Source organism: Sphingorhabdus sp. M41, from assembly GCF_001586275.1.
GTDB lineage: Bacteria > Pseudomonadota > Alphaproteobacteria > Sphingomonadales > Sphingomonadaceae > Parasphingorhabdus.
Map to the genome: position 1 here is coordinate 2,132,366 of NZ_CP014545.1, position 18,957 is coordinate 2,151,322.

19 protein-coding genes and 1 pseudogene are annotated in these 18,957 nt (G+C 55.0%); 6 read left to right on the forward strand and 14 right to left on the reverse strand.

Going from position 1 to position 18,957, the window contains the following annotated elements:
• Positions 1 to 3 precede the first annotated feature (3 nt).
• Positions 4 to 291: pseudogene (locus AZE99_RS16510) on the reverse strand (double zinc ribbon domain-containing protein); the annotation flags it as partial.
• Here AZE99_RS16510 and AZE99_RS10185 point away from each other — a divergent pair.
• Positions 239 to 1,117: a class I SAM-dependent methyltransferase gene (locus tag AZE99_RS10185; protein ID WP_082788327.1), complete on the forward strand. Its 879-nt coding sequence runs from the start codon at positions 239 to 241 to the stop codon at positions 1,115 to 1,117. The pseudogene AZE99_RS16510 and the gene AZE99_RS10185 overlap by 53 nt on opposite strands.
• Here AZE99_RS10185 and AZE99_RS10190 read toward each other — a convergent pair.
• A complete protein-coding gene (locus AZE99_RS10190; protein WP_067200577.1) occupies positions 1,114 to 1,536 on the reverse strand; it encodes a (deoxy)nucleoside triphosphate pyrophosphohydrolase in 423 nt (140 codons plus the stop codon). The two genes, AZE99_RS10185 and AZE99_RS10190, sit on opposite strands and share 4 nt — an antisense overlap.
• Positions 1,537 to 1,628: 92 nt before the next feature.
• Here AZE99_RS10190 and AZE99_RS15940 point away from each other — a divergent pair, with 92 nt between their 5' ends.
• Positions 1,629 to 1,802 carry a Flp family type IVb pilin gene (locus tag AZE99_RS15940; RefSeq protein WP_082788328.1) on the forward strand — a complete coding sequence of 58 codons (174 nt, stop codon included), beginning with the start codon at positions 1,629 to 1,631 and terminating at the stop codon, positions 1,800 to 1,802.
• A 109-nt stretch (positions 1,803 to 1,911) separates the two neighbouring features.
• Complete coding sequence (locus tag AZE99_RS10195) at positions 1,912 to 2,082, forward strand: Flp family type IVb pilin (RefSeq protein ID WP_067200580.1); 171 nt, start codon at positions 1,912 to 1,914, stop codon at positions 2,080 to 2,082.
• Positions 2,083 to 2,137: 55 nt separating this feature from the next.
• On the opposite strand, the gene AZE99_RS10200 is transcribed toward AZE99_RS10195, so the two are convergent.
• The 4 genes from AZE99_RS10200 to AZE99_RS10215 form a co-directional block, all read right to left on the reverse strand.
• On the reverse strand, positions 2,138 to 3,637 hold the full coding sequence (locus AZE99_RS10200; protein WP_067200584.1) for a M48 family metalloprotease: 1,500 nt from the start codon (positions 3,635 to 3,637) through the stop codon (positions 2,138 to 2,140).
• A gap of 110 nt (positions 3,638 to 3,747) precedes the next feature.
• Positions 3,748 to 4,695 carry an acetyl-CoA carboxylase carboxyltransferase subunit alpha gene (locus AZE99_RS10205; protein WP_067200586.1) on the reverse strand — a complete coding sequence of 316 codons (948 nt, stop codon included), beginning with the start codon at positions 4,693 to 4,695 and terminating at the stop codon, positions 3,748 to 3,750.
• A gap of 31 nt (positions 4,696 to 4,726) precedes the next feature.
• Positions 4,727 to 5,623: a tyrosine recombinase gene (locus tag AZE99_RS10210; protein ID WP_067200588.1), complete on the reverse strand. Its 897-nt coding sequence runs from the start codon at positions 5,621 to 5,623 to the stop codon at positions 4,727 to 4,729.
• A gap of 39 nt (positions 5,624 to 5,662) precedes the next feature.
• Positions 5,663 to 7,243, reverse strand: a complete 1,581-nt coding sequence (locus tag AZE99_RS10215) for a hypothetical protein (protein WP_067200591.1) — start codon at positions 7,241 to 7,243, stop codon at positions 5,663 to 5,665.
• A gap of 454 nt (positions 7,244 to 7,697) precedes the next feature.
• On the opposite strand from AZE99_RS10215, the gene AZE99_RS10220 reads away from it, so the two are divergent.
• Together AZE99_RS10220 and aroB are read left to right on the forward strand one after the other, a co-directional pair.
• A complete protein-coding gene (locus AZE99_RS10220) occupies positions 7,698 to 8,318 on the forward strand; it encodes a shikimate kinase (protein ID WP_231862586.1) in 621 nt (206 codons plus the stop codon).
• On the forward strand, positions 8,315 to 9,415 hold the full coding sequence (aroB, locus tag AZE99_RS10225) for a 3-dehydroquinate synthase (protein WP_067200593.1): 1,101 nt from the start codon (positions 8,315 to 8,317) through the stop codon (positions 9,413 to 9,415). Before AZE99_RS10220 ends, aroB begins: the two co-directional genes overlap by 4 nt.
• Positions 9,416 to 9,436: 21 nt before the next feature.
• Here the strand turns inward: aroB and AZE99_RS10230 are convergent, their stop codons facing one another.
• Genes AZE99_RS10230 through radA form a run of 4 tightly spaced genes read right to left on the reverse strand, consistent with a single transcriptional unit; the run spans position 9,437 to position 13,542 of the window.
• Positions 9,437 to 11,203, reverse strand: coding sequence for a cation:proton antiporter domain-containing protein (locus AZE99_RS10230; protein ID WP_067200595.1), 1,767 nt, complete (start codon positions 11,201 to 11,203; stop codon positions 9,437 to 9,439).
• 3 nt (positions 11,204 to 11,206) lie between these two features.
• Positions 11,207 to 11,647, reverse strand: a complete 441-nt coding sequence (locus tag AZE99_RS10235) for an iron-sulfur cluster assembly scaffold protein (RefSeq protein ID WP_067200598.1) — start codon at positions 11,645 to 11,647, stop codon at positions 11,207 to 11,209.
• A complete protein-coding gene (locus AZE99_RS10240) occupies positions 11,644 to 12,168 on the reverse strand; it encodes a CvpA family protein (protein ID WP_067200601.1) in 525 nt (174 codons plus the stop codon). Before AZE99_RS10240 ends, AZE99_RS10235 begins: the two co-directional genes overlap by 4 nt.
• Positions 12,169 to 12,177: 9 nt before the next feature.
• Positions 12,178 to 13,542: a DNA repair protein RadA gene (radA, locus tag AZE99_RS10245; protein ID WP_067200604.1), complete on the reverse strand. Its 1,365-nt coding sequence runs from the start codon at positions 13,540 to 13,542 to the stop codon at positions 12,178 to 12,180.
• 319 nt (positions 13,543 to 13,861) lie between these two features.
• Here radA and AZE99_RS10250 point away from each other — a divergent pair, with 319 nt between their 5' ends.
• Positions 13,862 to 16,213 (forward strand): patatin-like protein, encoded by a 2,352-nt coding sequence (locus tag AZE99_RS10250; RefSeq protein ID WP_067200605.1) that lies wholly within the window; start codon positions 13,862 to 13,864, stop codon positions 16,211 to 16,213.
• Here AZE99_RS10250 and AZE99_RS10255 read toward each other — a convergent pair whose 3' ends face one another.
• From AZE99_RS10255 to AZE99_RS10270, 4 genes are all read right to left on the reverse strand, one after another.
• On the reverse strand, positions 16,214 to 17,161 hold the full coding sequence (locus AZE99_RS10255; RefSeq protein WP_067203538.1) for an MBL fold metallo-hydrolase: 948 nt from the start codon (positions 17,159 to 17,161) through the stop codon (positions 16,214 to 16,216). It lies immediately after the preceding gene.
• Positions 17,162 to 17,300: 139 nt separating this feature from the next.
• Positions 17,301 to 17,906: a DUF6445 family protein gene (locus AZE99_RS10260; RefSeq protein WP_067200608.1), complete on the reverse strand. Its 606-nt coding sequence runs from the start codon at positions 17,904 to 17,906 to the stop codon at positions 17,301 to 17,303.
• Positions 17,906 to 18,124, reverse strand: a complete 219-nt coding sequence (locus AZE99_RS10265) for a hypothetical protein (protein ID WP_067200611.1) — start codon at positions 18,122 to 18,124, stop codon at positions 17,906 to 17,908. The genes AZE99_RS10260 and AZE99_RS10265 overlap by 1 nt, the downstream gene beginning before the upstream one ends.
• Before the next feature lie 91 nt (positions 18,125 to 18,215).
• A complete protein-coding gene (locus tag AZE99_RS10270; protein ID WP_067200614.1) occupies positions 18,216 to 18,740 on the reverse strand; it encodes a MarR family winged helix-turn-helix transcriptional regulator in 525 nt (174 codons plus the stop codon).
• Positions 18,741 to 18,957: the final 217 nt, after the last annotated feature.

An 18,957-nucleotide genomic window follows, 5' to 3' on the forward strand; every position in this document is an offset into this window, starting at 1 on the left:
CACACAAAGACTATCATCGGCACGATCATAAGCAAACGGGAGTCCGCAACCGGCACACCACGGCCTTGCGAGGAAATCCAGTCCTTGCCAGCAAGACAGGCAGAAGCGGTTATCTGCGTCCACCGTAACCCCGCATATCGGACATCTTGGCGGCAAGGCAAAATCTAGAAGAGGTTTAAACAAGGCTCGCAACGGCATTTGATCTTTTTGTCCAGCGCTCCTAAAGCCGCAAGACCCTATGACCGATACAGTCAATGTCCCTGAAGTTTTTAACCGCACGCGACGGCGCATTGTCCGAGACCGCGCCTATGTCCGGGCACGTGGCGAAGGCTTTCTCTCAAAGATCATGGCTGAAGAAATTCTGGAGCGGCTAAATGTCGTCAAGCGCACGTTTAGGCGGGCGCTCATAGTCGGCCTTCCCTCTGCCACGCTTGGACGAGAGCTGAAAAAGCGTGGCATGGCTGTTGTCTACGCTGATTCCAGTGCGCGGATTGCGAACGATCTCGGCGGCGTGATATGTGATGATGATCGCTTGCCATTTGCCGACCACAGCTTTGACCTGATAATCAATGTGGGATCACTGGACGCCGTTAATGATTTGCCAGGGGCGCTTGTTTTGAGTCGTCGAATATTGATGCCTGACGGTTTGCTGCTAGCCGCCTTGGTCAGCGCAGAGAGCTTCCCGTCCCTTAAAACTATAATGATGAAAGCCGAGGAAGATCGAGTTGCGGCGCATATTCATCCGCAACTCGACGTCCGAACGGCTGGTGATCTCTTGGCGCGCGCTGGGTTGACGTTACCCGTGGCTGACAGCGAGAGCCTGAACCTCAGATATTCAACCCTGCAACGCCTGATTGACGATCTGAGAGATGCGGGAGGGAGCAATATCATGACTGACAGCGTCTCACCGATCAGACGCGATGTCTATCGGAACATCCGCTCGTTATTCGAGACCCAAACAGATGCCGCCGGTAAATTTACGGAGACCGTCACGCTGTTATATCTTTGCGCATGGGCTCCTCATCCAGACCAGCCGAAACCGGCGCGCAGGGGAAGTGGACAGACATCTCTCGCCACCACTCTTTCCGGAGGCGACAAAAACCGGGTAAAAAGCTAAGCTGAATCCCGAAGTACGCTGGACAACATATCGACCAATGGTCCATCGGCTGGTGGCATCGGTAGGTCATGGATCGCGTCGACCGAAAGCCACAGGAGGTCCAACGATTCCGGACTTTCAACATGACCTGCCCACTTGCGACAGATATATAGCAGGAGCACCAAATGCTGTTCCTCCAGAGCTTCGCTGGCAAAGGCCACCGGCGCAATATCAGGTTCCTGTACGTTGATGCCCAATTCTTCTTTCAGCTCACGAACCAAGGCCGCTTCCGGAGTCTCTCCCGCTTCGACCTTGCCACCCGGGAACTCCCAGAGCCCGGCCATTGGCTTGCCTTCTGGCCTCTTTTGCAGCAGGACTCGGCCATTCTTATCAATCAGCGCAGCTGCGGTGACAAACAGATATGTCGGATTTTTTTCCATATTTTTATGCGACGTAAGGATTTTGTTAATTCCTTTCTGTGAAACGGGTCTCGTTCACGACTTAGCAGAACTTTATCCACGTGGAGAGAGACATGTTTGATCTTTTGAAAAAATTATGTCGTTCCAACAAGGGTGCGACGGCTGTTGAATATGGTTTGATTTTGGCTCTCGTAGCGATTGCAGCACTTGTTGCAATCACCGGGGTTGCCAATCAGACCGCCAACACATGGGATGGTGTCGCCGATCAGGTGACAGAAGTTTCATAAAGCCTTGCCCACTTAAATCTTTGGTAAAGTTTCTACGCTAGGCGGTTGAATATTGGATGCTAATTTATCCAATTGGGAAAGTGAATTTGTCAAATCTAGGAGACCAGACATGAAATTCGTACGTAAAATGTTCAAGAATGAAGAAGGCGCAACGGCTATCGAATATGGCCTGATTGCTGCTTTGATCGCTGTTGCAGCTATTGTTGCAATGGGTCAGTTGGGTAACACGCTCAGCAATACGTTCACTGACGTCGACACGGCAATGACCCCGACAGAATAATTTACGAAAAAGGACGGTAGCTCTGAGGCTACCGTCCTTTTTTTTGCATTCAAAATTAGTAAGTGATGATTTTCACACTTTGGCCAACACGCAATACGTCATTCTCAGCTAAGCGATTAAGCACCATAAAACGGTCCTGTTGAAAAGTTGAATAGGCCATTCGCGAAGACAGGCTCGAAATCGTGTCTCCGCTTTTTACAGTGACGATATCGACTTTGCGTGGCCTGATCTCAGCCGCTTGGGTTGCAGAAAGCCTGACCATACTCTGATACATTGGCGAAAAAACTCCCGCGCTTCCGGCCGGGGCAATTGTTGCGAAATGATAGGCACTGGTTTTCGAAAATTCATAAGCGAAGACTGTTACGTCAACCTGACCGTTGTTACTGTCAACCCGTGCCATCGCATAAGATGCCGGCACCCCATTCACTGTCGTTCTTTCAACTGGACCATGAGAAATGGTTTTGCCTTCCCCCGCGAGACCTTTGAAAGCCGCATCAATATATGCTGCCATATTTCCGTTGTAAGCGCCGGTCGTAAATTGCCCCTGTCCACTCGAACCGGAAATGGAAACGGAACGCGCACCATTTTGCATGGAGAAACCGCTGGGAACACTGAATTTCAATTTGAGATTGGGATGAAGGAAGCTATTTCCTTCGATCACACCTTGTTTGGGATCATCACCATAGAGAATTCCGTCGAGCTTTTGTAGAAACTGATCCCGATTGCGAACGCCACCCACTCTGCTCAACTTACCAGCATTTGTTGCGGCACGAGAGACTCTTCGCGCGGGATCAGGGTGCGTACTCGCCCATTCAGGCGCAGTCCGAGCATCACGCCCCGCTACTCGGACATCTATCGCCGATTGCGCGGCTAGCGAGTATAACATCGACGAAAGCGCCTGAGGATCATAACCCGCCGACGCGAGGTAGCGGATGCCTAGATCGTCAGCCTCATATTCCTGTTTGCGCGAATATTTTAGAGTTAAAAGCTGGCTTCCGGTACCGAAGACTTCCTGTCCTATACGCCCAATAGCAGAATCGCCCAACAATACCTGGGACCCAATTTGTCCCAATATGCCCAAAATACTGTTTCGCGTCGCCGCTTTCTGTCTTTTTTCACTATGTCTGGCAGCGACATGGCCGACTTCATGACCCAGAACTCCAGCCATTTCGGCCTCATCATTCATCAATGCCATCAGTTGCCGGGTAAGATAGACATAACCTCCGGGAATAGCGAAGGCGTTGTTAACCGGGCTATTCAGAAGCGTCACCGTAAAGTCGCTGCGAGCATTACCCAAGCCGGATTGCACTGCGATATTTTGTCCTACACCCACTACATAGCCAACTTGCGGACCGGTATAGGCACCTCCAAATTCTTCGAGCAATTGCGGATGCGCTTCTGCACCTTTCTTTTTTTCTGCTGCGGATATTGACCGAGCCTCACCCGACTGGCTTCCGGCAGAATTTACCGAGCCGGCATCTGCTCCGCTCCCCGTGCACGCTACCAAAGCGATTACTCCGGCGGCACTCATCAGTTTCGTTGAAAATTGTCTCATATCAAGCTCCTCAGGACGCAATGTATAAGAACGAAGCAACTGGTAAAGGGTTCCGTGTGTAAAATGACGTTTCAAGCGTTGAGGGCAACGCAAAATGTATTTTGTCTGGTTTAAAGCGCACCAATTTGCAGGAATTTTTCGCGACGCATCAGTCTAAGCTCTTCGCGATCGAACTTCCCGAGCTGCTCAAATTCTTCTTCGATCGCCTTGCCCAGAGATGCGATAGCCAATACTTGGTCGCGGTGCGCGCCGCCCACAGGCTCCTGGATGATCCGGTCAATCACTCCCAGCTTTTCAAGATTTTGGGCAGTGATTTGCATTGCATCCGCTGCCACATCGGCCTTGTCTCCGGTACGCCAAAGAATCGATGCACAACCTTCTGGTGAGATTACCGAATAAACGGCATGTTCAAACATCAGCACTCGTTCCGCAGCAGCCAAAGCCACAGCGCCTCCTGACCCACCTTCACCAACGATTATGGCCACCATGGGTACACCGAGTGAGAGGCATTTTTCGGTCGAACGGGCGATTGCTTCAGCTTGCCCTCGTTCCTCTGCCGATACGCCTGGAAATGCTCCCGATGTATCGACCAAAGTCAAAACCGGAAGCGAGAAGCGGTCAGCCATATCCATCAGACGAATGGCTTTTCGATAGCCTTCGGGTTTTCCCATGCCAAAATTGTGTCGCAAACGGCTTTCTGTATCATCGCCTTTTTCATGGCCGATGACGACAAAGCGTCGGTCTCCCATGCGGGCAAACCCACCTAAGATGGCCTGATCATCACCAAAATTTCGATCACCGCCTAGTGGAATAAATTCGTCGAACAGCCCGGCGGTAAAGTCTTTGAAATGCGGGCGTTCCGGATGACGGGCGACCTGCGTTTTTTGCCACGGAGACAGTTTCGCGTAGGTGTCGCTCAACATTTTAGCCGATTTCACCTGTAGTTTCTCGATTTCCGTTTCGATATCAAGCGATCCTTCATCCGCTGTATCTCGGAGTTCGAGAATACGGGCTTCAAGGGCGGCAATCGGTTTTTCAAAATCAAGATAAGATGTCATGAAAAATGGTTAGAACCGGACAAGCGAAACGTCAACGCAGGAGATTTAGTTGGCTTAAAGGATGCCGATGATTCACAAGCTCTACCAGTCGGGCACTGTCGATATGCGTATATATTTGCGTCGTACTGATGTCACTGTGCCCCAACAGCGTCTGTAAAGCTCGTAGATCTGCTCCGCCTTCCAACAAATGGGTCGCAAAAGCATGGCGCAGAACATGGGGACTGATTTTTGCCGGGTTAATCCCTGCCCTAGCGGCATGTTCCTTGATGATCTGAAATAGCCTGATCCTGCTGATATGACCTGTTCGCGAAGGGAATAGCCATTTCTCCTTCTGATCGACAAATCCGGCCCAACGGCCCACGGCGACGCGGGCTTGTTGAGAAATCGGCACCAATCGTTCCTTTTCGCCCTTTCCCTTGATGATCAAAAAGGGCTTGTCGCCAGTAATCGATGATCGCTGCAGGCCAACGAGTTCACTCGCCCTAAGTCCCGAACCATATAGCAGTTCAAATATTGCAGAAAGCCGGACCGTTGCCGGCTTGACCGGTTCGCAATCCAACCCCTCAGCAATTAACTGGAATAAAAGCGCGATTTCCCCGTGTGACAGGGTCTTTGGCAGGGACCGCACCAATCCGGGTTTCGGAAGAGCATCGGACGGATCATGGTCCCGGAACCCTTCTTCCACCAGAAATCCGAAAAAACGCCTGAGACTCGATGATTTGCGAGCGACCGTACTATTTTGCAGTTCACGCCAATGAGATGGCAACTGCCTGACGATCTCGCGATCCGCAGTGCACAAGCGCCCGCCGGTTATAATCGACGCTTGTTCCAAATCGGTGCGGTAAGCCGACAAAGTATGGTGTGACGCTCCGGTTTCCGACACGAGCATTTCCAGAAAGCGTTCGATCAGATTGGCATCATCGCTCATATCGTGCACGAATAGACCTCAAAGCCGTCAATGCAAAGCTTATGTCCGAGTCAGCGCTTCCGCTGCAATCATGCGCGCTTCAGCTTCGAGACCGACGCGTTTCAGGCTTCGCACGATATGAAACAGATGCAAAGGTGACATGGCATTCCAGTTTCGGCCTTGCATCCCAACAGCTGCAAGCAGGGCAACGGTTCCCGGTTGGCCACGTTGAGCGGCCGACTGGATTGCTCTCGTCCATCTGGTAGAACGCCCAAGGTCCAGGCTCAAATCATCCGCAAAATCGTCGATTGTCTGCTGCTCTACTCGCGCCAAGCCGGCGACTGCTGCCAGCAAAAATTTACTCCGCAGCTGATCTTCACTGCTGTCATTATCACCGAAATCGTCCAACGCATCATAGCTAAGCGGTAAGTTATTGTTCGGCGAAGCCACGGCCAAAAGCGCCCAACCGTTGCTACCCTGTTCGACCACATCAGTCCATCGGATGGCGCTGCGATCAAGACCAGCAGCAAGCATGGAAGCGATGAGGTCTGCACTCTGATCGCCAAGGGCATCCGAAGGAGGGATTTTTGCTGCGGCCCGAGCGGTCAAAATCTTGGCCGAATATCGCGTCAACGAACCTTTCGACCGCCCCCATAAATCATGCATTGCGGCTAGTCGGGATTTGGCGGTGTCATCAGTATAGGCTTCGCGCAAAACGGAAGCCATAGCCTTGCGATCATCGCTTGTTTCCGGATCGTCATAAGCAGCCGCATAGAGATCGACCATGGCCTGGCTTGAAAGAACGCCGATGGCGGCCGCAGTATCGGCTGCCTTCATCCGTGATTCGATTGAAAGCATAGGCGCGCGAACCCGCCAGCCCTGCACATGTCGACCGGCCTGAGCGTAGAGTCGATCCGGCGGTTCAACACCGGTGGCCACACCCAAACCAAAACGCCAGTTGTTGAAATACTCGATATCATCCCACAGGATCGACACAGCTCGGCGACCTTCGAAACCGGCACCAATTGTCTTTTCTGCCAGCAAATAGTCGATGCCAGTGGCTGCTTTTTCGCGGCGTGCCTGCTGCAACAGGCTGGTTGCCCGGCTCTGTTCACCTGAAAAAGATGCACAGATCGGCCGGAACATTTTCCATGTAGGTGCATCGCTAACTCGCGCTCCAGCATCAACAAGTGGACAAATACCGGCAGGGTCAGCTGTAGCCAGATGCGCTTGCATTGCCACTTCATAGAGTCTGGGAGTGTAATTACCGCCGTCAACTTTCAAAACCAGCATTCGCGCAGCATCTGCCTCGCCCATACGCAGCAACCGCCATGCGCGTTCGGCAGTCCAATCCGCGGGATTCACATTTTGCGGACTGACTACCTTGCTGAGCAACGCTCTCCGCAGCAATATCGCACCCCAGCGAGAAATGATGGGGCCGTTCAAGTTTCTGATCAAATTGGTTAGATATTGTCCGCCCTCTTGGCCGAAAGCATCCTTCGGCAAGCCATTATGTTGCGGCGTCAAAACCCCGATTTCTGCCATTGATCGCCGCTCGCCTGCGGACAAAGTATATTGTGGCTGGATCGCATCGTCCAGTGCATTCAGATCAAGTTCGCCATTCTCATCCAGCGTCAGCAATGGCAAATCCAGAGCAGTTTCCGCAACATTCCGATCCGTAGCAGTCTCGCTCGATGGAACGCTTGGCGCAGGCGTGACGGGCCGGGACTGGACTGGACCCGGAGCAGGTGTGGGCGCGCTTTGGGGTGCGGGCTTAGGAGCCGGAGCCGGCTCTCCAAATCCTGGCGGGAGAAGAGATTCTGGAGAATCCTGCCCCAAGACCGGAATCGCAATCAAAAGCGAGCCGAGGCTGACGGCAGCTAAAGATATATGCTTGATCCGCATATGCATCTTATTGCAAATCGTCACCAATTACGGGCTTCTCAACCGGCTTCAGCGTCTGCTCAACATCCATCGAAGCCAAAACAAATGTCGCACCGACCAGGATTGCGACAAACAAAATTAAAAAAACCAACTTACGCGGCATCGATGTGACTCAATCTTTTGAACGGTTAAAAATCTAACATAGTCAGCATTGGAATTTGCACCCTTAGCCAACCCTTGTATAGCCTTTGCCCGAATGGACAAAAACATAAAAGCCTCTTTCGACAATTCCGATGGAAATTCCGGTGAAAAGCCGGATTTCGTGCCTGATCAGTCGATTGTGCTGGTCGGCTTGATGGGCGTGGGCAAAACCACGGTCGGCCGGCGATTGGCAAAACGGCTGGGCCTAGCCTTTGTCGATGCGGACGAAGAGATTGAGCGGGCAGCAGGTCTCACTGTCGAAGAAATCTTCAATCGTTTTGGCGAAGACTATTTCCGGGATGGGGAACGACGTGTCATTGCGCGGCTGATAGAAGGTGACCGTCAGGTCATCGCTACGGGTGGCGGGGCATTTATGAATGAGGAGACCCGGACGGTAATTCTGGAAGAGGCAATCGCTGTCTGGCTGGATGCTGATCTCGATACGTTAGTAAAGCGGGTCTCTCGACGCAACACTAGGCCCCTGCTAAAATCTGGCGATCCAGCAAAGATTTTGGCCGATCTGGCTGCCGTCAGAAACCCAGTCTACGCCACCGCACCTATTCATATAATGGGCAATGACTCCCCCCATGAGATAACCGTAGAAAAGATAATCGAGGCATTGCAACGTTGACCCAAATCACAGTTGAACTAGGCGAACATAGCTACCCCATATTGGTTGATCCAGGCGCTCTCGAGCGAGCTGGCATGCATTTGCAGAGATTGGCCAGCAATCACCGACTTTTCATTCTGACCGACGAGAATGTAGAGTCGCATCTGCTCTTGAAATTGCAGCAAGCCTTTGCCGGAAGCGGGACCGATCTCATGGTCAAAAGCCTGCCTGCCGGAGAATCGAGCAAGAGCTGGCGTCAACTGGAACTAGTGACGGATTGGCTGCTGACCCAGGGCATCGAGCGTTCCGACACATTGGTAGCGCTCGGCGGCGGCGTGATCGGGGATCTCACAGGATTTGCGGCAGCGATTGTCAAACGCGGCTGCAATTTTGTTCAGATACCGACCAGCCTTCTTGCCCAAGTGGACAGCAGCGTGGGTGGCAAGACGGCGATCAACAGCTCGGCTGGAAAGAATCTGATCGGCAGCTTCAACCAGCCCCGTTTTGTGTTGATCGATCCGCTCGTGCTGAACAGCCTGCCCGACCGCGAATTGCGCGCAGGCTATGCCGAGGTGATCAAATATGGCTTGATCAGCGATGCTGGCTTCTTCGACTGGTGCGAGGACAATGGCGGCAGGGTTCTCGACCGCGATCCTGACGCGCTCAGCAAAGCGATCATCCACAGCGTGCGCGCCAAGGCCCTGATCGTCGGAGAAGACGAGAAAGAGCTCAGCGGCAGACGCGCCCTCCTCAATCTCGGGCACACATTTGGCCACGCCTTAGAGGCAGAGACCGGTTTCTCGAACAAGCTGGTCCATGGTGAAGCGGTCGCTGCCGGCATGGCGCTGGCATTTGCATATTCGGTGCGGCGCGGCCATTGCGATCCAGCGGATGCGGAACGAGTGACCCAACACTTAAAGTCCGTTGGCTTGCCGTACAACCTCGCTACAGCATCGGTTGAGGCATCAGGTCAGAGACTGGTCGATCATATGATGCACGACAAGAAAATGAGCGGCGGCACCCTGCCCTTCCTGCTTGCCAACGGCATCGGCCAGTCATTTTTGGCAAAGGACGTCGATCTGGAAGACGTTGCCGCATTTCTGGACGAGTCAGCCTAGCAAACTCCGTCAGCACGCGGGTCAGAATTTCCGCGAAGGATTATTCTCGAATCTGAGCTCTGCGCCCGCGAGCATATCACCGCCGGACTTCATTTGCGCTTCCAGCCGGTCGCAATCCCGCTGACGGAATTCTTCGTCGACCTCTTCGATGAGACTGCTATCCAGATCTATCGCGAACATCGTCTGCCGTGCGAGATGGACCGCCGATTCAAACATTTCCCGCTTCATCCCGACAATGCCCAACCCCTTGAGCGCGATCAGCTGGCGTCGGTCATAAACCCGGACGAACATCTTGGTCTCGGGAAAGGACTGCACGATCGCGCGCACCTGTTCGGGACCGAAGTCAGGATCGTCCATACAGAAGACTATGGCGTCCGCTTCATGCGCTCCCGCGCGCCGCAACAAATCCACACGGGTGCCATCACCGTAGAAAACCTTGGCGCCAAATTGCTGATGCACATCAATCTGCTCGGGTTTGATATCGATCAGAGTGAGCGGGATTTTTGCAGCCATCAACACTTGCGATACGGTCTGACCAAATCGGCCTTGCCCGACCACGATGACGGATGCCCGGTCGGCATTTCCGGGATCATCAAGATCCGCTGACGATTTGCTTCCACCTGAGCTGAACCGTCGCGAAAGCAGCATCAGAAAGGGAGTGGTTGCCATTGAAATGGTTATAATCGCCCCGAACAGGCTGCTCGCTTCGGGTTCGATCAGAAGCGCTTTTTCAGCCTCGGAAAAGAGCACAAAGCCGAATTCTCCGCCTTGGCTGAGCAGCATTCCCATCGCCAGAGCCGGGTTGGTATCCATGCCGAACAGCTTGCCCAGTCCGAAAATAATCGCGATCTTTACCGTTACCAGCGCAACAGCCGCGCCTAGCACGAAGCCGGGATTTTCGATCACGACATTCAGGTCGAGCATCATGCCGACAGCAAGGAAGAAGAAGCCGAGCAATAGCGAACGGAACGGGTCGATATCGGCCTCAAGTTCATGACGATAGGGAGAGTTGGCGAGCATGACCCCGGCGATGAAAGAGCCCAATGCGGGGGAAAGTCCGATAAACTCCATCAGTGCAGCGCCGCCAAAAACGGCAACAAGGCCAGCAACGATGAACAGTTCGCGTTCGGCTATCCGGCCAATCACCTTCAATAACGGCTGCAACAGATATTTGCCGATCGCGATAAGCCCGCCGATAGCGATAATCGCATAAATTGCGGTCAACCAGCCCGACGGGCCACCTTCGTCCTGTGGAGCGCGCGATAGCGCTGCGATTATCGTCAGCAGCGGTATGATAGACAGATCCTGAAACAGCAGGATTGAAAAGGCTTTTTCGCCGGTCGGAGTATTGAGCCTGCCCGAGGATTGCAGCATCGGCAGAACCTGGGCGGTCGAGGAGAGCGCCAGCGGCAGGCCGATCGCGATCGAAGCGGCCAGCGTGAAGTTGGTTGTAGCCATGATCAGCAGGAACAGCGCAATGCCGCATAGCACGACCTGACTCATGCCCAGACCGAAGATCGCCTGACGCAAGCGCATGAGCCGCGCCGGCGCAAGTTCCAGTCCGACAATGAACAGCAGCAAGATGATCCCGATCTCGGAAAATTCGAGAATGGTTCCCGCGTTGCTGATCAACTGGAAGCCCTGCGGTCCGATCAACGCTCCGGCGATCAGATAACCGAGAACCGCGCCAATGCCGAACCGCCGGAACACCAGCACCATGACCAAAGCCGCGCCGAGCATGACGAAACCGCCCAGCAGCAAATCGGCCATATGGGTTTCAGTTTCCATCGGTCAGGCCGCCTGTTTCCTGGCAGCGGCATCCGTGAACGCCGCGATCACCGCATCATAGGGAAGCAATATCGCCGCATGACGGCCCTTGTGATCCCGGGCAGCTGCCAACTTGTCCATATCCGGCCATTCGCCGGGAGACTCGCTCGATCCTTCCAGGAAAACTGCCAGATTGTCTCGCACAGTTCCAATATCGCCAGCTGTTTTGCCGATGGCCTGTGCGCCCAATATGGCGGCCGATGCCTGACCCAGTGCGCAGGCGCTTATTTCAAGACCCAAATCCTGCAGTTCACCGCTATCTTTTATCATCACGTCTGCCGCGACCTTGCTGCCGCATGTCTTGGATCGCAGCTCTGCCGTGCCATCAGGGTTATCCAGCCTTTGCTGATGCGGAATTGACACCGCGAGACGCAAGATCTCGCGGGTATAAAGCGCTCCGCTCATTGGTCCGCTACCGCCTGCTCGTCGGTCGACTTTCGCTGTTCCTCCACAAAGTCGACCATGGCTTTTCCACTTGCGTTCAGCAGCGGGTAAGTACGAGAGTTCGCGAGCCATTCCGGTCGCGGTTCGTCCGCGCCATAGATGGTGTCATAGACCAGAACTGCCAGCAAATAGAGCAAGGTCGCGCCGATCAGCCCCTTGATCATGCCAAAACCGAAGCCGAGCACGCGATCAATCGGACCGAGAACGGATTTGCGCGAACGTGCGCCGATTGATCTGGCGATCCACCGACCCAGCGCATAGATAACGATGACGATCGATACAAAAGCCAGCACGGAGGCTCCGCTCTCGCTGCCCACCGGGCTGATCAGCCGCTCATAAATCGGCGTGTGCAAAAATCGCACGCCGACCACAACCACTATCCAGACAAGCAAGGAAAGCGCTTCCTGAACGAATCCCCTTAGGAATCCAAGAACCGCCGCTCCGCCCATCGAAACCAGTACAAATATATCAAGACCCGTCATGGTCTCTAGCTAGTCACGCTCGAGCATATGGTCAACGAGATTGGCGAGTTTGGCAAATTGCAGTTTCTTCATCGAGTCACTGCTTTTTTCGCCGGACGCCGGTATCAGCGCGCGGTCGAACCCGAGCTTGGACGCTTCCTTCAGACGGAGCGGCGTGCGCGAGACCGGCCGGATTTCCCCGGACAGCGCAATTTCGCCGAATATCACGGCATCGCTCTGCATTGGACGCTCGGCATGGGCCGAGATCAGCGCTGCTGCCACGGCCAGATCGGCGGCAGGGTCGGTGAGCCGGTAACCGCCCGCGACATTGAGATAGACTTCGGCGCCGGAAAAGCTGAGCCCGCAACGCGCTTCCAGCACCGCCAGGATCATCGCCAGCCGCGAACTGTCCCATCCGACCACCGAGCGCCGCGGGGTTGCGCCACTCGCCAGCCGCACGGTCAGCGCCTGAATCTCTACCAGCACGGGCCGCGTACCCTCCATTGCCGGGAAAACGGTAGCGCCGGTCACTTCTTCGCTGCGGTCGGTCAGGAACAGGGCGGATGGATTGGCCACTTCGGTGAGGCCTTTTTCTTCCATTGCGAACACACCGATCTCGTCAGTCCCGCCGAAGCGGTTCTTGATCGAGCGAAGGATACGATATTGATGGCTGCGCTCGCCCTCGAAGCTCATCACCGTGTCGACCATATGTTCGAGCACGCGCGGACCGGCGATACTGCCGTCCTTGGTGACATGGCCGACCAGCATCACCATCGTGCCATGTTCCTTGGCAAATTTGATGATTTCCTGCGCCGAGGCGCGCACCTGGCTCACCGTTCCCGGCGCGCCTTCGATCAGATCACTGTGCATGGTCTGGATCGAGTCGATCACGACAAAATCCGGCGCATCGCGGCCTAAGGTCGTCAATATGTCGCGGACAGAAGTCGCCGAGGCAAGCTTGACCGGCGCCTTGCCCAGCCCCAGACGCCTCGCCCGCAGCCGCACCTGATCTGCCGCTTCTTCTCCCGAAATATAGGCGACCGAAAGCCCCGCCTCGGCCAGCCGCGCAGAAACCTGCAGCAAGAGTGTCGATTTCCCGATACCCGGATCACCGCCCATAAGAGTCGCCGATCCGGCCACCAGACCACCGCCGACGGCGCGGTCAAATTCGGCGATGCCTGTTTTTCTGCGATCCGGCAGCGCGATTTCGCTGTCCAGCCCGACCAGCCGTACTTCGCGTCCGCCGGTCTGCAGATTATGCTTAGACGCAAACACCGTTTCGCCCGCTTCCTCGACGAGCGTGTTCCACTCACTACAATCGCCGCACTGCCCTTCCCAGCGATGCGCGATTGAGCCGCAATTCTGACAGACATATTTTTTCTTCGGTTTGGCCATGCGGTTTATCTAACAGAACAAATAAAGAACGCCAGTGGTTTTCCATCAGAATTTAAAACAGGGTCACACGGGTCACACCCCTTAATGGAGAAAATGATTTCAGCTTGAGAAGGGGCGCGTGAAGGCACGGGCCAGATTGCTATCGCCCGCACAATGATCCTGTTTCCGGTTCATGGAGCAACTTTAGCAAAGAGGCTCGGGTGTAGGAAAGCCCCGCTTATATTGCCGAAGCGGGAGGAACGCCAAGGGACTTCTCACCACGAGGACCAGGCAGTGCATTCGCGCTTGCACCCTCCCCACCATCCTGTAGTTAAAAGCCATGCGGCAGAAAGAACTCAGACTGGCCTTGATCTGCTATGGCGGCGTTAGTCTGGCCATTTATATGCACGGCATCACCAAGGAAATCTGGAAGCTGGCGCAGGCGAGCCGGGATTTTCACGACGGCGAGCGGATCGACCAGTGCAGCCGCGGTATCTATTATGATATATTGGAATGGCTGGAGCAGGAAACCGGCACAAGACTTCGCATTTTGCCGGACATTATTTCCGGAGCCAGCGCGGGCGGGATCAACGGGATTTTCCTGTCGCAGGCGATATTGTCGGGCCAGTCGCTGGATCCGCTGACCGACTTGTGGCTGCACACCGCCGATGTCGACAAGCTGCTCGACCCCGATGCGCGGCCGCTTTCGCGTTTCTCCAAATTCTGGGCCGAGCCGATTGCCTGGATGGCGCTGGGCCGCAAGGGCGGTGCTGTGGAGCAGACCGTGTCGAAGGAAGCCCGAGAAGAGGTCAAGATGAAGCTCTCCCGCTTCGTCCGCGCGCGCTGGTTCGCACCGCCTTTTGGCGGCAAGGTGTTCAGTGGTCTGATCTGGGATGCGCTTGCTGCAGTCCGGGCAACCGAGCGCGGGCCGCGCCTGCTGCCCCCGGAACAGCCACTCGACCTGTTCGTCACGGTGACCGATTTCGTTGGCCATCCGGAAAAGCTCCAGCTGCACAGTCCGCCCGACGCGCTCGAGATGGAGCATCGCATCACCATCGGCTTTTCGACCAGAGGAAAGCGAGACGACGCGATTGCCGATCCGGCGGCACTGACTTTTGCCGGCCGCGCCACCGCCAGTTTTCCAGGCGCTTTCCCGCCCTTCACAGTGAGGGAACTGGATGAACTGCTTGCTGATCATGAATATGTCTGGGAAGGCCGCTCAGCCTTTCTGAAGCGCATATTGCCCAACCAGTTTCGAGCCGGAACAGCCGAGGATACTGTACTGATCGACGGATCGGTGCTCGCCAATGCTCCCTTCGCGCAAGCGATTGAAGCATTGAAGAACCGGCCGGCCAAACGCGAGGTCGACCGACGCTTCGTCTATATTGACCCGCGGCCCGATCTCGACGTTGCGAAGAGCGACAAAGCGATGCAACGGCTGCAGGCTGCGCAAGAAGAGGAGAATGAATCGCTGCCCGGCTTCTTCTCGACAATTTTCGGAGCTATTTCCAATATTCCTCGCGAACAGCCGATCCGCGACAATCTCAACGCCATTGCCGGACGATCCAACCGCATCACCCAGATGCAGCTGATCACCGAAAATTTGCGCGGCGAGGTTGAGCAGCATGTCGAGGGCCTGTTCGGGCGCACATTTTTCCTCGACCGGCCGACCGCTGCCCGTGTCGCTGCCTGGCGTCGCAAGGCGCGGGACAAGGCAGCCAAGCTCGCGGGATTTTCCTATAGCGCTTATGGTCACCTCAAGCTGGCGACCGTTATCGAGGATATCGCGCATACGGTGCGGCGGGCGAAGTCCGATCCCAATGCGCACAACCATCCGGGGCTGCGTAACGCGCTCTGGGCGGAGATACGGCGCCTTGGCCTTGACAATGTCGGGCATAAAAGCGGCGGACCGACCAAACCGGCGGCGGAGTTTTTTCGTCGGCACGACCTGGGTTACCGCGTACGTCGCCTGCGTTTCCTGGCCCGTCAACTGGCAGAAGATCTCGACCGCGCCGACCCCGCCGATGCCGATGTGATGGAGGCGATGCACGACACCATCTATGACTGTCTGTCCCTCTATATCGAACGCGAAACGATCGACTATCTTGGCGATGATTTCATTGCCCTGGCCGACCAGTCCGAAGTGCAGCCCGGCGCCATGCTGGACGCGCTGGCCAAGGCGCGCGACCTGACCGCTGCCGACGCCATTGTCGATGCAAAGCTCGCGGCGGCACTGGCGGTGATACCGAAAGCGGAGAAGCGCTCGATGTTGCTCGCCTTCCTCGGCTTCCCTTTTTACGACATCGCTACCTTGCCATTGCTGCAGGGCGAAGGACTTGACGAGTTTGATCCGATCAAGGTCGACCGTATCTCGCCCGAGGACGCCCGCACGATCCGCAAGGGCGGCGTTGCGGCGACGCTGAAAGGCATTGAATTCAACAATTTCGGCGCCTTTTTCAGCCGTACCTATCGCGAGAATGACTATCTCTGGGGCCGCCTGCACGGCGCCGACCGGATGATCGACATCATCCTGTCCACCCTGCCCCTTTCCAAGCGTCCCGGTAATGACACGATTCTCGAATTCAAGAAAACGATCTTCCGAAAAATCGTCGATGAAGAGGAACCAAGGCTGACCAAGGTCAAACCGCTGATTGCCTCTTTACGTGACGAAATCGAGGCCGCAACCCTCTGACTAGTGGGGTTGTTCGTGCGCGTGGACCGGCTTCTGCAAGCTTTTGTACACTGCTTCGACAAACGCATCACCCTTGATGAAGGCATCGGGATTGATATCCCATTGCGCCGCCAGCTTCAGCGCCTGCACCTGTTCAACCGTTTTGCCCCCGCCCTGCGCCTTTTCCACAGCGCCGATCATCGTCAGTAGCATGTCGCGATAAGCGGTCAGATCGGCCTTGTTCGCCATCGGTCCATGGCCCGGAATGATTTTCGTATCGTCATCGACCATGGTCAGCGCCGTTTCCGCCGCTGCCAAAATACCGCGCGCATTGCCGCCGCTGCTCAGGTCGATATATGGCAAGCTGACCTTGTTGAAAAACAGGTCACCCATGTGGAGGACATTGGCCTTTTTCCAGAAAACGACGCTGTCGCCATCCGTGTGCCCATGTTTCATATGTTTGACCTGCACTTCGTCGCCGTTGAGGTGGAGCTTCAACCCGTCATGATAGGTTACGGTGGGCAAGGCCGCGACCGGCGATGCCGGATCATTGCCGCGTCCCGATTTCTGGATACCCAGCATCCGCTCGCGGACATGGTCATGCGCCATGATCAGCGCGCCGGCCTTGCCAAAATTCTCGTTCCCGCCACTATGATCGCCGTGCCAGTGGGTGTTGATCAGATATGTGACCGGTTCTGCACCAAGATCAGCAATCGCCGCCTGAATTTTCGGTGTGAGTGGAGCGAACTGGTCGTCGATCAGGACAGTGCCATCGGGACCGTAGGAGACACCGATATTGCCACCTGCTCCGAACAATACAGCCACCCCGTCAGCCAGTGCCTCCGCCTTGATCTCGACATTCGCGAACCGGTCGGTTTCCTGAGCATAGCTTTCGCTGCCGGCAAAGAGGGCTACGGGTGAAGCCGCAAGCGATAAGGCAGCGAAGGTTCTGGATATCGGATTTGACATGTAAAGGGTCTCCTGTTTTTTCTCGTTGGGCCGGTGATTTTTGGCGGCCATCTGTTATCCCAACTCCGTCGGTTTGGAACCCAGCCTTCGCTGGGCTGACAGTTTATTCCAGCGGCTTAACATTGAAACCGGGCCGCCGCTATCCCTTGGCGAAAAACATCAGGTTGACCAATCGGCCATCCTGCGGCGTTTTGCCGAACGCCTGGCCACTGTTGTGGAACATCCACGGGCTGAAAAGGATCAGCCGGTTGAAGCGCATCGGCACGGTCATGACTTTCGTCCATCGCGCGGGATGGTTCGTGTCCTTGTTGACCACATCCTCGATCAGAGCATTGATATCGGCAAAGCCGGCCTTGTGGATGCCCGGCAGATCCGTCGGAATGCGCTCGAGGCCGGTACGTTTATGGCGAAAAAACTCGGTGCCGCCTTTGCAATGTTCCGGCAGCGAAAGATAGAGTATGCCCGAATAGAAGGCCGGATCAATATGCACGCCGCTGTGCCCCTTGTCGCCTTTCAGCGTCACCCGGCAATGCGAATGGCTGGTATTGGGCGCGGCCTTCACCGGTGTGTTGATAATGCCCGAGATACGCTCATTCAGCCCCTGAATATCCAGCGGTTTGGTCGAAATATGGCCCGGATAATTGCCGCGTTTGTTTTCGGGGTCATAGTTGAGTGCCAGAGCCGCGTTGCGCGCAACCATCGGGTCAGCGAGAAAGTCGTCGAGAATGAGCAGCGACGGGAGCATCAAAAAGCTCTTAGGCAGATCGATGGAACGACAGCTTTGATGGCCGCACCGGCAAAATATGCTCCGCCGCCGTTCAGGTTACGAGCCAATAGCCTGATGAACTTTACAAACTTTACAGTGTTAAAGAAAAAAACTCCTTCTTTCCTTTCAACATCAAAGCTGTCCGCCAACCCATTGGCATGGTGAGATAAATAGTAAAGGGACGAGCCGCTAGCCATTTTGAGACCCTATCATGAATATCATGGTGTAGGACATTATTTTATCGCTCGACCCGTCCGTTCCGCGCGCAAAGACAGATATCGAACAAATTCAGATCTGATCTTTCCGACCGGCAAAGCCACCTTCGACAATTGCGCCGACCCTGCTCATGAATTCCATGCCATTGGCGATTTCCTCGTCGGTCAGTTCGTTGGAGATCAACTTGATGAAGGCCTCTGTCCGTTGCATCATCTCATTCACCGTTGTCTGACCTTTTTTGGTCAGACGGATGACCTTCTCCCGCGCCGAGGCCTTGCTTTCCCTGATAGAAATCAGATTGAGGTCCTTTTCAGCCATCGCGCGCAACACCTTGGAAATCGCGGGACTTCCCAGTTCATACCATTCGCCGATCAGGCGCTCGATGGTCTTGCGATGGATCGTGTGCCCGTCCTCTCCCTTGGAATGGATGATCCACAGGATCACCGTCTGGTGCCGGGTCAGATCAGACCCGCTGAGATGTTTTTCAACCGCCATGCCGACCGAATAATGGAACGGATAGAATAGCTTGAGGAAGTTTTGCGGGGCAGTTTCCCGTTTTATGGGATAGTCTATGCCGAAATCAGACTGCTGCTTCACTCGATGCTCCATCGTTGGGATCCCGCCAGGTTTCGCTGACCACGAATCAAGTAGATGGATGAACGAATATCGAGTCAAAGTCTAATCATCCAGAGGGAAAAATACCGTACTGCTTGGACGACTGTTGTAATACCAGCCGTCAGGCCCTCCATCATCCAGCTCATAACTTTCAATTTTATATATTATATTCAATATATTAAGCTCGAAAAAGGAGCCG

Excerpts from the sequence above, each read along its gene's own strand:
- AZE99_RS10185 (WP_082788327.1), top strand. The coding sequence starts at position 239 with ATGACCGATACAGTCAATGTCCCTGAAGTTTTTAACCGCACGCGACGG.
- AZE99_RS10190 (WP_067200577.1), bottom strand. The coding sequence starts at position 1,536 with ATGGAAAAAAATCCGACATATCTGTTTGTCACCGCAGCTGCGCTGATT.
- AZE99_RS15940 (WP_082788328.1), top strand. The coding sequence starts at position 1,629 with ATGTTTGATCTTTTGAAAAAATTATGTCGTTCCAACAAGGGTGCGACG.
- AZE99_RS10195 (WP_067200580.1), top strand. The coding sequence starts at position 1,912 with ATGAAATTCGTACGTAAAATGTTCAAGAATGAAGAAGGCGCAACGGCT.
- AZE99_RS10200 (WP_067200584.1), bottom strand. The coding sequence starts at position 3,637 with ATGAGACAATTTTCAACGAAACTGATGAGTGCCGCCGGAGTAATCGCT.
- AZE99_RS10205 (WP_067200586.1), bottom strand. The coding sequence starts at position 4,695 with ATGACATCTTATCTTGATTTTGAAAAACCGATTGCCGCCCTTGAAGCC.
- AZE99_RS10210 (WP_067200588.1), bottom strand. The coding sequence starts at position 5,623 with ATGAGCGATGATGCCAATCTGATCGAACGCTTTCTGGAAATGCTCGTG.
- AZE99_RS10230 (WP_067200595.1), bottom strand. The coding sequence starts at position 11,203 with ATGGAAACTGAAACCCATATGGCCGATTTGCTGCTGGGCGGTTTCGTC.
- AZE99_RS10235 (WP_067200598.1), bottom strand. The coding sequence starts at position 11,647 with ATGAGCGGAGCGCTTTATACCCGCGAGATCTTGCGTCTCGCGGTGTCA.
- AZE99_RS10240 (WP_067200601.1), bottom strand. The coding sequence starts at position 12,168 with ATGACGGGTCTTGATATATTTGTACTGGTTTCGATGGGCGGAGCGGCG.
- radA (WP_067200604.1), bottom strand. The coding sequence starts at position 13,542 with ATGGCCAAACCGAAGAAAAAATATGTCTGTCAGAATTGCGGCTCAATC.
- AZE99_RS10250 (WP_067200605.1), top strand. The coding sequence starts at position 13,862 with ATGCGGCAGAAAGAACTCAGACTGGCCTTGATCTGCTATGGCGGCGTT.
- AZE99_RS10255 (WP_067203538.1), bottom strand. The coding sequence starts at position 17,161 with ATGTCAAATCCGATATCCAGAACCTTCGCTGCCTTATCGCTTGCGGCT.
- AZE99_RS10260 (WP_067200608.1), bottom strand. The coding sequence starts at position 17,906 with ATGCTCCCGTCGCTGCTCATTCTCGACGACTTTCTCGCTGACCCGATG.
- AZE99_RS10265 (WP_067200611.1), bottom strand. The coding sequence starts at position 18,124 with ATGGCTAGCGGCTCGTCCCTTTACTATTTATCTCACCATGCCAATGGG.